The sequence below is a fragment of the Adlercreutzia sp. ZJ138 genome (genome assembly GCF_011038935.1).
In the GTDB taxonomy this organism is placed as follows: Bacteria; Actinomycetota; Coriobacteriia; order Coriobacteriales; family Eggerthellaceae; genus ZJ141.
The window spans coordinates 51,359-65,761 of sequence record NZ_JAAKEA010000016.1 but is presented as its reverse complement, the minus strand read 5'-3'; the positions used below and the strand labels follow the sequence as shown (position 1 = coordinate 65,761).

15 protein-coding genes and 1 pseudogene are annotated in these 14,403 nt (G+C 54.8%); 9 read left to right on the top strand and 7 right to left on the bottom strand.

Going from position 1 to position 14,403, the window contains the following annotated elements; genetic code table 11:
• A pseudogene (locus tag G7Y43_RS07655) lies at window positions 1-224 on the bottom strand (hypothetical protein); the annotation flags it as partial.
• A 322-nt stretch (window positions 225-546) separates the two neighbouring features.
• On the opposite strand from G7Y43_RS07655, the gene G7Y43_RS07650 reads away from it, so the two are divergent.
• The 4 genes from G7Y43_RS07650 (at window position 547) to G7Y43_RS07635 (ending at window position 4,302) form a co-directional block, all read left to right on the top strand.
• The gene (locus G7Y43_RS07650) at window positions 547-1,719 is read left to right on the top strand and encodes a hypothetical protein (protein ID WP_165045699.1); all 1,173 of its coding nucleotides are present in this window, start codon (window positions 547-549) and stop codon (window positions 1,717-1,719) included.
• A 2-nt stretch (window positions 1,720-1,721) separates the two neighbouring features.
• Window positions 1,722-2,408 (top strand): molecular chaperone, encoded by a 687-nt coding sequence (locus G7Y43_RS07645; RefSeq protein WP_241158199.1) that lies wholly within the window; start codon window positions 1,722-1,724, stop codon window positions 2,406-2,408.
• Window positions 2,409-2,412: 4 nt separating this feature from the next.
• Entirely contained in the window at window positions 2,413-3,156 is a 744-nt protein-coding gene (locus tag G7Y43_RS07640) for a hypothetical protein (protein ID WP_165045695.1), read from the top strand.
• A gap of 255 nt (window positions 3,157-3,411) precedes the next feature.
• The gene (locus tag G7Y43_RS07635; RefSeq protein ID WP_165045693.1) at window positions 3,412-4,302 is read left to right on the top strand and encodes a class I SAM-dependent methyltransferase; all 891 of its coding nucleotides are present in this window, start codon (window positions 3,412-3,414) and stop codon (window positions 4,300-4,302) included.
• Window positions 4,303-4,355: 53 nt separating this feature from the next.
• Here G7Y43_RS07635 and G7Y43_RS07630 read toward each other — a convergent pair whose 3' ends face one another.
• The 3 genes from G7Y43_RS07630 to G7Y43_RS07620 form a co-directional block, all read right to left on the bottom strand.
• Window positions 4,356-5,561 carry a DUF1648 domain-containing protein gene (locus tag G7Y43_RS07630; protein ID WP_165045691.1) on the bottom strand — a complete coding sequence of 402 codons (1,206 nt, stop codon included), beginning with the start codon at window positions 5,559-5,561 and terminating at the stop codon, window positions 4,356-4,358.
• A 14-nt stretch (window positions 5,562-5,575) separates the two neighbouring features.
• Entirely contained in the window at window positions 5,576-6,145 is a 570-nt protein-coding gene (locus G7Y43_RS07625; RefSeq protein WP_165045689.1) for a GntR family transcriptional regulator, read from the bottom strand.
• A 111-nt stretch (window positions 6,146-6,256) separates the two neighbouring features.
• Window positions 6,257-6,652, bottom strand: coding sequence for a molybdenum cofactor biosynthesis protein MoaE (locus G7Y43_RS07620; RefSeq protein ID WP_165045687.1), 396 nt, complete (start codon window positions 6,650-6,652; stop codon window positions 6,257-6,259).
• A gap of 187 nt (window positions 6,653-6,839) precedes the next feature.
• On the opposite strand from G7Y43_RS07620, the gene mobB reads away from it, so the two are divergent.
• Complete coding sequence (gene mobB, locus G7Y43_RS07615) at window positions 6,840-8,147, top strand: molybdopterin-guanine dinucleotide biosynthesis protein B (RefSeq protein ID WP_165045685.1); 1,308 nt, start codon at window positions 6,840-6,842, stop codon at window positions 8,145-8,147.
• 12 nt (window positions 8,148-8,159) lie between these two features.
• On the opposite strand, the gene G7Y43_RS07610 is transcribed toward mobB, so the two are convergent.
• Window positions 8,160-9,467 carry a U32 family peptidase gene (locus G7Y43_RS07610; RefSeq protein WP_241158198.1) on the bottom strand — a complete coding sequence of 436 codons (1,308 nt, stop codon included), beginning with the start codon at window positions 9,465-9,467 and terminating at the stop codon, window positions 8,160-8,162.
• The gene (locus G7Y43_RS07605) at window positions 9,448-12,279 is read right to left on the bottom strand and encodes an EAL domain-containing protein (protein ID WP_165045683.1); all 2,832 of its coding nucleotides are present in this window, start codon (window positions 12,277-12,279) and stop codon (window positions 9,448-9,450) included. Before G7Y43_RS07605 ends, G7Y43_RS07610 begins: the two co-directional genes overlap by 20 nt.
• A 217-nt stretch (window positions 12,280-12,496) precedes the next feature.
• Here G7Y43_RS07605 and G7Y43_RS07600 point away from each other — a divergent pair, with 217 nt between their 5' ends.
• The 3 genes from G7Y43_RS07600 to G7Y43_RS07590 all read left to right on the top strand — a co-directional run bounded on the left by G7Y43_RS07600 (window position 12,497) and on the right by G7Y43_RS07590 (window position 13,475).
• Window positions 12,497-12,772 (top strand): hypothetical protein, encoded by a 276-nt coding sequence (locus tag G7Y43_RS07600; RefSeq protein ID WP_165045681.1) that lies wholly within the window; start codon window positions 12,497-12,499, stop codon window positions 12,770-12,772.
• Between the two features lie 155 nt (window positions 12,773-12,927).
• A complete protein-coding gene (locus G7Y43_RS07595) occupies window positions 12,928-13,179 on the top strand; it encodes a type II toxin-antitoxin system Phd/YefM family antitoxin (protein WP_165045679.1) in 252 nt (83 codons plus the stop codon).
• 2 nt (window positions 13,180-13,181) lie between these two features.
• Window positions 13,182-13,475 carry a Txe/YoeB family addiction module toxin gene (locus tag G7Y43_RS07590; RefSeq protein WP_165045677.1) on the top strand — a complete coding sequence of 98 codons (294 nt, stop codon included), beginning with the start codon at window positions 13,182-13,184 and terminating at the stop codon, window positions 13,473-13,475.
• A 167-nt stretch (window positions 13,476-13,642) separates the two neighbouring features.
• Here the strand turns inward: G7Y43_RS07590 and G7Y43_RS07585 are convergent, their stop codons facing one another.
• Window positions 13,643-13,936 (bottom strand): type II toxin-antitoxin system RelB/DinJ family antitoxin, encoded by a 294-nt coding sequence (locus G7Y43_RS07585; protein ID WP_165045675.1) that lies wholly within the window; start codon window positions 13,934-13,936, stop codon window positions 13,643-13,645.
• 65 nt (window positions 13,937-14,001) lie between these two features.
• Here G7Y43_RS07585 and G7Y43_RS07580 point away from each other — a divergent pair, with 65 nt between their 5' ends.
• Window positions 14,002-14,382: a hypothetical protein gene (locus G7Y43_RS07580; RefSeq protein WP_165045673.1), complete on the top strand. Its 381-nt coding sequence runs from the start codon at window positions 14,002-14,004 to the stop codon at window positions 14,380-14,382.
• Window positions 14,383-14,403 lie beyond the last annotated feature (21 nt).

Genomic DNA, 14,403 nt, shown 5'->3' with positions numbered 1-14,403 from the left:
ATGTCCAAATGGCGCCACGTGCGCTCGCGCGTATCGTACACACCGTGCATCGCCCCACATCTCGGACATCTTAAGGCATACCCCGGTGTCCTTTCGATGTAGACATGCAGTTCATCAGGATCGGGATTGCAATCCCTCATCTCAACGTCGACAACAGTCCACTCATCTCCGAGGTTCAATGATTTTGCAATGATCGTTGCCAGCATCTTCGTTTGTGGGTTCATTTTGGCATCTCCGTATGTTTCCGCTTACATGCTAAATGATACCGCTTGGCCCCGCTTGTAACTACACTTCCCACAGTTGGCACCCTGTGCTACCCACTAAAAACCGCGAAGGGCCGAATAAGAAAGGCTAGCTCGACCTGCATGTTTAATGGCTTCTCACACGGTAAGTATGAGAAGTGCCCCTTCCGTTATCCACAAAATCCCAGACTTCACACGCCTCGTGGGTATGCCTTCCTCACTCCCTGAAATAAGGTACATCACAGAAAACGAAGCTACTCGCGCGCAACAACGCAGCGGATGCAGACGAAAAGGGAGGTAGTTCATGCAAGAAGAACCCGTACGGTGGTCATCCATGCAGGGAGCACCCGGCGAAGAAAGCCGCCGAGTGTTTAGTGCCATGCAGATCCAAGAGCAGATTATCAGGCAAGCCCAAGACACGCTGGTCGCAGCGCGCGATGCTAATGCTGCCGCAGCCGAAGAGCACACTATGCAACAGGAAGCCGATACGATGCGAAGTCGCGCGTTCGGTCCTGCCCAAGCACAGCGGGCAGCGCAGCGCTTCGCACTCTCAAGCACAGCAATCCAAGACAGCACATTAGACTCTTCTTTCTACGAACCAAACAGCCCCGATGACCCGAATGACCCTGAGAACCGTCTCATGAACCCCGGAGCAGGTGTGGGCTCCTATGGTTCTATGCTCAGCCCCTCCGTAAAGCCAACACTTCCACCCGATAAGGCCATCCCGCAGCTATTCGAACGCATGAAGGCATACAAGGGTCACCTGACAGCCATTCTGAGAGCATGCCTTACGGAGTGCTCAACCTCCGAGGTTAACGACGCCGTCGAACCCGAATACGAGTTCTGCAAATGTGCATTCTCACCCATCGCTCTGCGCAAAATGCTTGTCGAAGCGGGAGCTCTCGCCTACCTCGACCCTGAAGACAAAAACGATAAAGCTTTAGATGAGAGCGAGCAAACCAGCGATGGTGCTCCCCTATCCAGAAGCGACAACGAGATCAACGGGGAGATTCCCTTTATCACCGAGGATAACACCGACGAGGTCATCGACGAGTTGGAGGACTTCACCTCCAATAGAGACGATGAAGAACTCGAGGATGAACGCTTGCGTGGATCCGTCTATGACAGATTAGGCTATCTGGTTATAGAGGACGAACCCGAGGGCACCTGGCTCACCACAGAAGAGGGCCGTGATTATTTGGAAAGTATCGATCCCGAACGAGAGTTCCACCAGCAAGTTGAGGAACATTCCAACGTCGAAGACGTCTTCTATGACATCCTTGCCTACTGCGAACAGGGGCGCAATATTACTGACATCGTGAAGCGCTTTGAGAATGACTCCCGTCTCGGTGTCCACACGTTCTATGCCAGCCGTCTGGTGGACAAAATGGAACAGGCGGGCGTACTCATCTGGAAGAAAAACTGGATTATCACCGAAGCCGGTAGAAAACTCCTTAACGAATGGAGGTCGAAATAACCATGGCAAACGAAGAGTTGCAGCAGATAATGCAGTCACGCGCACGTATGTATGGCCTGCTTTCACGCGTCCATTTTAAGGAAGTGGACGAAGACTTCCTGAAAGAACTGAAGCACATGCACTTCCCCCAGAACACAGGCAACGCCGAAGTTGATGATGCCTACCTGCGCCTGTACGTCTTCCTTCGCAAGACACACGAGACGGTTCTGGACGACCTAGCGGTAGATTACGCACGAGCCTTCATAGGGAGCGGAACGCTGGACACTCGAGCAGCTTACCCCTTTGAGTCGGTGTATACCTCGAACACAGGACTAACCATGCAGGATGCGCGTGACGAGGTGCTGGCTATATACCGTTCACAAGGATTAGACAAGAGCGACTCCTGGCGCGAAAGCGAGGATCATCTTGCGCTCGAGCTGCTCTTCATGAAGGAGTTGAGCGAACGCACACACATCGCCCTCAAGACCGAAGACGAAACAGAGGCGATAAGCCTTCTTGCCGTTCAGAAGAACTTCCTGGAAGACCATATTCTCAATTGGATCGATATGTTCGCGGGGGACGTCCCCGAGTACACCAAGTTCGACTTCTACCGAGCCTTCGCAGACCTGACTCTAGCGTATACACGTGAGGATCACAACCTTCTGGCCGAACTGCTCAGCGAAGATGACGACCAGGTAAAGGAGGCATAGAGTCATGTACAAGCCCACCACTTATCTAAACATCGAAGTCGACCCCGCTCATGCAACACCTGACGGGGTCGCAATGCTCGAGCGCGTGTTCAACTTCATCGACCCACTCACCAGTAAGCCCGCCGAAGAACTTGGTCTCACCATCCGCCTGAAATGTCGCAACCGACCCTACTGGATCGCCGGCGACAGCACCCAAGACGCGGTATGGGACGAGATCGTAGGGCCGTACCTAAAGAACAAGCTCTCCATTGTGCTAAACGTGCTACAAGAGTGCAACAACCCCAAGTATGCGCACTATGCGGGTGGCCTTCACCTGGACTGGTTGAAACTACAGATGGAACCTTACGAAATCCGTCTTCGCTTGGATCACGACGCCGAAGGAATGGACTACCTACCCGACGTCTTCTCTCTCCTTTGCGATGTGCGCAAGGCCGTAAGCTGCCTGAAAGACTGGGGTGCCACAAACGAGCACACTGTCATTTACATCCCCAGCTTGACCGAAATCGAAACACATAAGGCCCTTCGGCTTGACGAGCAAACCCGTTGGGAAGCGTGGCAGACCTGGCAGAGCGAACAACCCGATTCCCCAGATGAGGGATCAACAGACGTGACACCCGACGAAAATGCACTCGAAAAACCCATTTTTTCCTCTGGACTAACCTACACGACCGCCGAATTTGTTACCCCCAATGGCGCGAGCAGAACATACGACCTGGTGAAAGGGTGCTGGTTTTTTAGGACTTCGTGAGCGTAGCGTATATTGGGATAAACACGCAGTGCATACAGCAACACTACAGGCGCGCTGCAACAGCCGTTGGTGTACCATAGAAGAAAACCTGCTGCTACAGCGGCGCGCAAGGAAAACACTGATTAAGGCTGTCTTGCTCTGTGTTTCCCAAGGAGCCGCAATGCGGCAGACGCGCAGCTTGACTGACTGGGCAGCCCGTAACACATGCACGCGGCAGGCTCACTACATGAGAGTCGCAACCGATGGAGGATTCCCATGCAAAACGATGTCCCTTTACTCATCGAAGCCGATTGGATCAACGACTGGAAACACTATCAGGCACTTCGTCGTAGATCCGACAACGCTGCGTTTTGGGATGAGCGTTCAAAAACGTTCACCACGAAGGACGCCCCAAGCGCCTACATTGAAGCGTTCCTGCGTTTGGCGGATATCCAACCGGGCAACACAGTGTTTGACATGGGATGTGGAAACGGCGCGCTTGCCCTGCCGCTAGCGCGGGCGGGACACGCGGTAATTGCCGCCGACTTCTCGCGCGGCATGCTTGACATTTTGCGCGCCACACAGGCCACAGAGCATCTTGATGGCATCACCACTGTACAAATGAGCTGGGAAGATGACTGGGGGTTGTTCGGAGTTGGGAAGAAGTCGGCTGACGTGTGTATTGCTAGCAGATCGCTTGCCGTTGCCGATCTGCGCGATGCGCTGTTGCGTCTGACCGCCGTTGCCCGCAAGCGCGTGTGCATCACACTAGCAACGGGTGCCTCGCCGCGCACTGACGAGCGGGTACTGCGCGCTATCGGGCTGCGTGCGCAAGCGGGACGCGATTACCAGTACGCATTCAACATCCTAGCCAACGAGGGGATCCAACCTACAGTGAGCTACATCGACAACACACGCACCGACACGTTTGACAGCTTCGATGCGGCGTATCTCACTTACAAGCGCATGATTGCCGACGCCACAGCACACACCGCAAGCGATGAGCAGCGCGAGCGTGCCCTACCCCGCCTGCAAAAATGGCTGCACGACAACCTAGTTTCCAACGAGCACGCTGGCGAACCCGACGAAAAAGGACGACCTCAGGCGGCGCTCCGTCTTGCGATACCACGAACGGTTCGTTGGGCGTTTTTGTCGTGGGAAGTGTAAGTCGGAGAAACGCCGCTCAAGCCGCTCAATTCTGCAAGCGCTCAACTCTCACGTTATGTAATGGCGAAGCACAGCACCACAAACAACACAAGCAGCAGCACAAACCCCCCAATGAAGGCCCACGCTGCAGGACGTGCGAAGTTCATGGTCCAGCCGATACCGAAACGCTCGGGTAGCCACAGGCTTGCATCGTCGGGATTGAAGTAGAAGATGCCGAGTTTCCAGTGCGCATCGTCGTCGAAGAGCATGAGAGACATGTCGGTATCCAAGGTGCCCGAACCTGTACTCACCGGGACGCCCGCCGCCACACTCGTTCTGGCAGCGCCTGCAGCCTCCATGTGTTTGAACAAGCGCGACCCGTTCTGCCCATAAACCACTGCCAAAATGAGGGAGCCTATCACGATGGGCACACACGCCATGCAAATAATAGCCGCCGCTGCATTGAGCGTGATGAAGCCCACTGCCGACGCCATGAACGCAACGCCGAGTGTCAGCGAGAGAATCAAGCCACATGCCAACAGTAAGATACTCTGCGCACGGACGAACAAGCCGTACGCGAGCGCTGAGGTCATAGGCGCGCTAGGGTTGGTCGGACGCTTCGAGCGCGTCATCGACCAGTGACACAGCACGAACGTCACGCAAAGAAATACGATCACTATGAGGGGAAACGAAACCGACCAGGGGCTTTTCGGGCTGTAATCATTCACGTTACCCGCAAAGTCGGCGTGCATAGGAATCATGTCGGGCATAAGGGGATACCACATCACACCGAGTGCGGCCACGAAAAGCATAACAGGCAGGTAGAGCAAGTTCCACGCCAGCGACACGGGGCCAGGGATATCGCCCTCCGCCACGAGGGCCGCCGCCTGCTGGCGCGGCGCATGCCAGCCGCGCTCACGCTTGATCGCCATCACCCGACGGCGATTGCGTAGCATGAGGCCAAACGACACCGCTATAGGGATAAGCGCCAGAAGCGCGATTGCACCAATGAGCACGTTAGCATCGGCCTCAGAGTAACTTGCTCGCGTAAGCGGCACCGTCGCGATGGAAGCAAGCAACGTGAAGGCGACCGTCAGGGCAGCCACCGTGCACGCATAGCGGCTCTTCAGCGCCTTGATTTGAGGGTCAGCGTTCGCGCTTTCGGGAACAGTTACCGCGAAGCATTCGCGCTTGGGCATGAGATATGGAGTCGCCGCCATAAGACCGCCCGTGAGCGGCACCGTGAGAACGATCAGAGCAAGGGGAAAGAAGGTTTCCATAGAAAGCTCCTTCGTTAAGCAGAGGGAACGAAAGGAGCAGAAGATGCGGTGGAACCACCTACAGAACAAGATCTTCCTGTACCTGTGAAACCAACCGCACCCATACCAGCGTTCGTACCCGTGCTGACCAGGCAGTTGCCTTCCGCATCTACCCTCAGTACACCCACGTCACGTCGAGCGCCTGCAATACCAGGATCTGCGAACGCTTCGGCTGCTGCGCGCGTTGCGAGCTCGGAGAACTTCTGTGCCGAACCGCCACGGGCCTTGTACTCAAGCGCAAGCGACTGCAGTGTCTGAACAAGCGCCTCTTCGGTATCCGCTCGACGAATAGCCGACGCCGCATGCGCCTCATCAGCCACGTACGCGCCGCTACGACCGCGCATCACAAGGTAACCCTCGTCGCGCAGTACGGCGTATGCCTTGTTCACCGTATGCAAGTTGATACCCAAATCGCTCGCCAACCGGCGAACGCTCGGCAACCCATCACCTGCCAGTAGCTCACCGCGCGCAATGGCCGCTACAATCTGGTTGCGAATCTGCATGTACAGCGGTTCGCATGACGTTTGATCGATGCGCAGGATCACAGATGTTCCTCTCCTTTCCCGCCGCACACATACAACGCACAGGCGAACTTCGCCGCGCAGGCGCCTCATTACCCTAGCTGTTATGTTCACACTATAACAGCTAGAACAAAGCTACGCCATAATTTCCTTTTCCACCACCAGCTCGCTTTTGATCTTACCTACAAGCCGCTGCAGCGCATCGATACAATGCGGGCGAATGTCAGCACCAACTAGCACATACATGATGGAGTCGCCCACGTTTAGCGCGCCTTCATTCATCCATACGCGTACGTAGTACACGCCTTCCCAGGAAAGCGCCTCATTAATGGCAGCGTCAAGACCTTCCGCATCGTAGGAAAACTCTATCTGGGCAACCTCACCCAAGCCTTCCACACCTTCACGTACCTGGGCTTTCGGTGTTGTGCGCACCACGCCGTTATGCACAAGGAACATGCCGCATTTGTCGGCGTTCGGACTCAGCTTCGCCTCGGCGAGCCACTGATCGAGAGATGGTTGGGGCTTAGTCATGATGTTCTCCTTGTCGTCTGACAACGCGCGGAACCGATCCGTAACCGATCCGCAACAAATTATCCTCAATTCACTATACTTCATTCCCACCATTTCCTACCCCACTTGCACGCGAATGCTATACTTTCCGCCGGGGAAACAAAGCCGGACAAAACCGGAACGCATCCAACGCCATGAAAGGGGAACCATGGACATCTTGAGCCCTGCGATTTCTATCGTCGGCCGGCACAACTCGGGAAAAACCACGCTGATAGAGAAGCTTATCGCCGAGCTTGTGTCGCGCGGGTTGGACGTGGGCAGCGTGAAGCACCATGGGCATGTGGGGTTCGACATCGATATCCCCGGCAAGGACTCCTACCGGCACCGTGCGGCGGGCGCAAGCGAAACCGTCATTGCCGCCCCCGGCAAAATCGCGCGCGTAAAAACCACCGACGGCGAAACCGAATGTCTGGACATCGTGCGCAGCATGCCCAATCACGATATCGTTATCGTCGAAGGCTACCGAAAGAGCGCGCTTCCCACCATCGAAGTGATGCGGGCCGACAACCCCGCTGACGAGCGCGTAGCCGAGGCGTTCGCTGAATGCGTGCGCAAGGGTCTGCCCTTAAGCGCCGACTTCGTGCAGATGGCGCGCAACGCGAAGCTGGGCATCACCCATTTTCAGGCACCTTTGTCATCCGACACAGCACTACACGACACTGCTCAGTACGACCCCAGCGAAGACTTCGCAACCAAAATGCCCACTGCGGCCACTGTCGCTGTGGTTACCGACATCGAACAAGCACGCACTGCCGCAGAATCATGCGGCATTCCTGTATTCGATTTGAACGACATAACCGAACTCGCCGACTTTGTACAGGCTAGCTTCGTGCGTCCCAAGTTAAGCATCGTCATTCAAGCGGGTGGCGAAAGCCGCCGCATGGGACAAAGCAAGGCTACCGTACCGTTTTTGGGGCGTCCGCTCATCTGCCGGCTGGTAGAGCGGTTAAGCCCGCTGGCCGACGAGCTGATCATCACCACAAACGAACCGGAGAACTTACACTTCCTCGCTAATGACTTCCCTGAACTCAACATCCACCTGGTGCGCGACGTTTTCGACACGCGCGGCGCACTGCTTGGCCTATACACTGCACTGCATGCTGCAACAAACCCGCTGGTTGGCGTCGTGGCGTGCGATATGGCATGTGCGTCCGCTCGCCTGATCTGCGCTGAAGCACTCGACCTTATTCAGTCCGGAGCCGACGCAGCGGTGCCGCGCAACCAGTACGGCTACGAGCCCTTCCATTCGGTGTACCGCCGCGACACGTGCCTGGCAAGCGTTGCCGAACTGATCGATTACGGACACACGCGCGCAAGCGACCTGTTCGGCGTCATTAACGTGAATGAATTCACTATGGACCGCGTACGCGAAGCGGAGCCGGAAGGTTGGTGCTTCGTGAACGCGAACACCCCCGATGAACTGCACCTCCTAGAAAAGGTGCTTTTGAAAGCATAGCGCGAACAAAGCTTAGCCCGCCTGGCTATCCTCGATGCGCACCCGCAGGAAATCACCTGGTTCACACGGAATAGGCGAAGTAAACGAGTAGGAATCCATGGCTCGGTTCGCTACATCAACCGCCTGAGCACGCAGATTCGGATGGTCGTCGGTAGGCGTAGGCAACCAGTGCAGACCGCTCACAGTGAAACGTTCGATCGGTCGCGACGGCGTGACCAACTCAACAACTTGCCCTTCGTAGAATCGGTTATGACACGTTGTTGTAACCGTATAGGCTGTGGCGGAATCGCTCATCGGTTCGCACGATGTCACCGTGGCCACATGCAGGCATTCCTTCACATAGCCGTCGCGCTCAAGCGTTTGGTCGGGCTCGCCAAAGTAAAACCCCGTGCCGTACGGCCGATGAGATATAGCATACAAGTCGGCTTCTGCCTCGGCAGGGTCGGCACCGTCCATCACCTGGCGGTATGCATGCACCACCGTGGCTACGTAGGCGGCTTTCTTGTTGCGACCTTCAATCTTAAACGACGACACGCCCGCACAAGCCAAGTCATCGAGGTAGCAAAGCATGTTCAAATCCTTAGCATTGAGCACGTAGCTACCGCGTGCATCCTGTTCAAGCGTGTAGTACTCGCCTGGACGCTTCTCTTCGACCAGCTCGTAACTCCACCTACACGACTGAGAGCAGTGCCCCTTGTTGCCACTTCTGCCCGTCATCGCCGCCGATAGCAGACAGCGTCCTGAATACGCCACACACATGGCACCGTGCACGAATGCCTCAAGCTGCAAGTCATCGGGAACGTCGTGGCGCATGCGAGCAATATCAGCTACGCTCATCTCGCGAGCGCACACCACGCGCCGCGCACCCAAGCTATACCACACGCGCGCCGCTTCGGCGTTGCACACGCTCGCCTGCGTACTCACGTGGATGTCAACCCCTGGCGCACTGCGGCGCGCAACAGCGAGCGCCCCCAAATCGCTCACAATGAACGCATCAGCCCCCGCTTCAGCGAGTGCAGCGCAATAGCTCGGCAGCGCCGCAATATCGTCGGCATCCATGAGTGTGTTCAGCGTCACGTGCACGGAAACGCCTCGTGCATGCGCGTAGGCGATGGCGTCCGGCAACTCATCTAGCGTGAAATTCTGGGCGCGTTGGCGCATACCAAACCGGTCGGCGGCTAAATACACCGCATCGGCGCCGAAGCGTATCGCTGCACGTAACTGCTCCATACCACCCGCCGGCGCGAGTAGCTCCACGCTCTTCAGCCCTACGTTTTTCGCCTGCACCACGTTCTTACCCTCATGCTTCCCAGTTCGCACGGCAGAACTCCACGAACCCCTCGATCGAAACAGGTTTGGTGGCGAAGTACCCTTGGTAACAGTCGCCTCCCAATGAAGCCACCAGATCGCGCTGCTCCTGTGTCTCAATACCCTCCACACAGGTGCGCAGGCCCGCTTTCCGAGCACTCTGAACGATAGTTTCCAAAAGCGTGAGACTTCTCTCGTCAGTCAGCGCGCTTAAAAGAAACACCCGGTCAACCTTTAGTTCATCAACGGGAAGCTGAAGCAGCAGCGCCAAAGATGACATACCCGTTCCAAAATCATCAAGAGCAATGGAAACGCCACGGGAACGGAAGAATCGTAGCTCGTCTTCAAGGAAAGCCGGGTCCAAACGCCGGCATCGCTCCGTGAGTTCCAGGCAAAGGCGTTCAGGTGCACATCCCTCGTCCGCTAGGGTATTAAGGACGTCTTCCCTGAAGCCATCATGTTTTAGTTGGGTGTCCGCGATGTTCACGTTCAGAATAAAATCCGAATTAACTTGGCGCAAAGGCTCGGTTTCTCGTATTGCCTGACGGAGAATCCAGTTCCCTACCGGGATAAAGGCAGGGTTGTTCTCGAGCCACGGGATGAAGCTGTCCGGCGACACGACGCCGTACGGTTCCTGCTTCCAGCGCAGCAGCGCTTCCGCACCAATCACCTTCCCAGTTGCAAAAGACACAATAGGCTGGTAGCACACAAAGAAGTTCCGACAGCCCTCCACAGCACTCCGGTGTATTTCTGCATGCAGCTGAATGTTCTCGGCATTGATAATCTGCTTGATGTCTTCGCTAAAAACCAGCTCATTGCGATAGTTTTCCAGCGACTGCTCCATGGCGTAGATGAGGCTGCTCCGCACAACGTGCTCATTGCGGGGATGCTGGGGGTCTAACCGCACGGCACCGCCATATATCCGCAACGGAATCCGCAGGTCGTTGATTTGAATGTCGCTTTCCGCCACGTGACGAAGCTGGTGGAAGAGCTTGCGCGTTTCATCTTGGTCGGCATCGTATAAGTAGAAAGCGAACTTCGCGCCCTCTAGGCGAAACACCTGCCCCTTACCCGCAACAAGATCGCGAAGCTCAATGCCGAAGAGCCGCAGGACCTGATTTCCACCTTCTTGCCCGTACATGGCGTTGATGTGCCGGAAATGCTCGATTCCCACTTTGACCACACAAGCGCGGGTTCGCTCTTCGATCAGCCGGTGAATGCTTTTGGCGAACTCCGCATTCACATGCAAGCTAGTGACGGGATCTACCTCATCAATGATGCCGTGGTTGACGATCGTACCAGCAAACAAGTCGGGCTTTATGCCATCACCTTTGAGCACCACACCCCGGCACGTGCAGACGACGTATTCCCCCAAGCGGTTCTTCACCCGGTACTCAAGCTCGTGTACCTGCTTGCGCCCAGTTATAATTTTCTCGATGTCATCGTGGAACATTTGCCGATCTTGCGGATGAATGCGAGATTCCCAAATGTCGTTTGCTTGGTACATATACTCACCCGGCAAGTCAAAGTAACTTACCGCAGTTGGCGACCAGCGGGACACCCCCGTGCTCATATTGAAAAGATAAAGGTAGCTGCGCTTTGAGGTGCTTGCGTAAGCGATAAAAGCACGGTCTTCCAACTCGCTTGTATCCAACACCTCCAAAGCCGACTCCTGGCTTGCCGCAAGCGCTAGAGCGGGAGATGCCGTACTCTCTTGCGATGCGGCATGCGGAATGGGGCCGTGCTTAATCTTGTTGCGCTCCTTATTGTAATGCAAAGTAGAGGCCGCTGCCTGCTCAGCATCGTGTACGCTTTCACGAGCGGGGTCGAAGCGAGCGTATCCTAAAGAAACGTGCGGAAGTCGCGGATCTTCCTCACGACGTGCGTTCAGAGCTGCGAGGAATTGTTCATTAAGCGTAGTCGTAGCGTCCTTATCTGCATCGAGGATCACACAGAACTCATCATCGTTAATGCGGCCACACTTACCGTGTTGCCCGTAGACCTTTCGGATCGTGTTGCCAACCACCTGAAGACACTGATCTCCGTAAGCACGCCCGCGCTCTTCGTTGACGGCTCTGAAGGAGTCGATATCGAGCAGCAGGATTGTTGCGGGCTTACGCAGCCGGGCCAACAGGTTCTCGCAGCTGGTACGGTTGAGCAACATTGTTTTCACGTCGACGCGCTGAAGCATATCGTTGTAAAAAATGTAGAGCAGCGTAACGATGATCGCAACCGTAAGCCACGCAGACTTGACACTCTTGTCCACCTGATTCGCGGCAACGCCAAACAACAAAAAGCCTAGCATCAGGATGAGCATCACCTTGTTCTTTCCCTGATACTGACGGCTGACGCGATACCCAATCCACAGCACGTAAATAGCACCGCCCAAATAGGTTATTAGGTAGATCCAATAAAGCGGGCCGTGGCGAAACACACCGTCGGCGTCCACGTAGTAGATAAAGCCTCCGAAGGCAGATAAAACCTCTAAGGCAGTGTGAACAATAAGAATGCCAGGGAACCACCAGTTTCGCGCAGGCGCGTGAGCCGCTGGTTGCAAAGCCGCAGCGCACATGAACGGGACAACGGGCGTCACCGTGAGCTCAACCATCTTCGTCCATACGATAACTTCGCGGTATTCCCCACCGAAGGTACCAGCCACACTTCCCGACCATTCCGCGAGAATACCTAAGATAACGCTGGAGAAAAGAAGTAGGAACTGACCTTTCTTGTCCTTAGAGAACATGTCGTTCGTGTTCGCCATGAACGCAAGCAGCGCCATGAGAAGCACGACTTCCGAAACGATAACTGTGTAGAAACTCAGCATCGAATGCGACACCTCCAGCACTCTCCTGCTCTGCTGTGAGCTTTCGCTCATGCTCACAGTGAAATATGATAGCCGATCGAAGCTCGCCATGCGATACGCAACGAGGAAAAGACCGGGGGACGACACTCAGCAGCAAGCAGCCACACAACTTGACTTGGTTAATACGCTGCTTATAATAGCATGTAAATATACATGCTATTAAGGTGGTGCTTTACTAATGACCGTAACAATCCCTCTCGATACCATGGTCCCTATCAGCAAGTTTGGCCGCGGAGGCGCAAGTCGCGAGTTCGCAAAGGTGGCGGATGGTGTACCCGTAACGGTACTCAGAAATAGCGAACCTGCCTATTTCATCGTAAATGCCCATGATTACCGCGCTTTTCGAGAGAACGAGGTTAGGCTTGCTAACCTGGAAGCTCGACAGCAGGCACTTACGGGCGAGGGTGAAAGCTTCAGCTCGATAGAGGATCTGATGGCGGATCTTCATGCTTAGATCGATTCGCCGCACTCAAGTTTAATTCCAGCATCCAGAAACAATCGCACAAATGATTATTTGGCGGCGTGATAGCACTTACTTGAGCAAGTGCTCTTGACGTACGTTATAGCGTACGTTATGGTGGGAATCAAGAATTCAGGAAGGAGCCCACCATGACCTCCATTACGGCAACGGCGTTTCGGCAGAACATGTATCAGACCATCGCCCAGGTCAATGCCAACTGTGCGCCCATCACCATCACCAATAGCAAGGGGAAAGGCGCTGTACTCATTGGAGAGGACGATTGGGCGGCTATCGAGGAAACGCTCTACCTTGCAAGCATTCCCGGAATGAGCGAGTCTTTGCAGGAAGGACTGGTAACCAGTCTCGACGATTGCCTGACCGAAGATGAACTTGAGTGGTAGTTATGTACCACGTGAAGTTCACTAAGCAGGCGGCCAAAGATGCGAAAAGGCTGAAGGCGGTCGGTCTCGACAAGAAAGCAAAGCAACTCATTGAAATAGTCCGGCGTGATCCGTTTCAAAACCCGCCTTCATACGAGGCTCTCGTTGGCAACCTTAGTGGCCTATACTCCCGGCGTATCAACTTACAACATCGATTTGTCTACCAGGTGATTCCTGAAACCATCGAAGAGGATGGGCAGCGGTTCGACGGCACGATAAAGGTCGTTCGTATGTGGTCACACTACGAAGGGCTTTAGAACTGCGCCTCGACTTGTGACACGTCGATTTCTCCAGACATGAGCTTTGGGAGTATTCTTTGCTATCAGGTTTATAACTGTATTCAGCTTCGCAATGTCAGCATGTCTTTTCAATAGTCGCTTGATGTCGCGAGCAAATGACGGAAGAGGTTCAATCTCAAGCGTGCTCACTCGTCTATCTCGCTTTCGAGAAACGCAAACATTTCTTCCGCAGAATTGAAGCTATGACCAGTGCCCCCTTTTGCGATGATCTCTTCTGCCTCCTTCATGGCAGCGAGCGTTTCCTCATTGGGTATTTCATTCGAATAGCCAAGATCAAGCGGAATGGCGTGATCGCGAACCATCTGCTTGTAAAACGCCCTGGTGACTCCAGAAAGATCGAAGCCGTAGTATTCGGCAACCGCCGAGGCGTCACGCTTCAGATCGCTGTCTATTCTCATGGTTAACGTTGCGGCAGCCACAATGTCCTCCTTCTGCGCACTGACAAGTATATAATAACGTATGTACAGTCAATGACAAGCAAAGAGTGCTCACGCCGCCAAATAATCATCTATTCGAACAAGCTCGTATTCGTAAGAACCAGGCATCAAAGGCCGCCTTTCCTCTTAGCTTCCCCTGTAAAACCGGAGAAGATTCTCGAATACTTGCCATTCTATCCAATTTGAAACAAACGCTGCTTGGGGACTTCTATAAAGCGAAGGATGACGCCGAGATGGTGGAGGTTATGTGCGAGCGCAAGAAGAGGGAGCGCTCCCTCAGCAAGTTCCAAGGCTGTCTTGTGGACGGTGCGGCTGGCAATGCGCTCGGGTTCGCCGTCGAGTTCATGTCGGGGGGGTCGATAATTGAATTGAAAAATACAGCAGTAACGGAATTCGAAACCGAAAAAAAGACGCGTTTGATACAATGACGGAGGCTTTGCAGAAGAAGC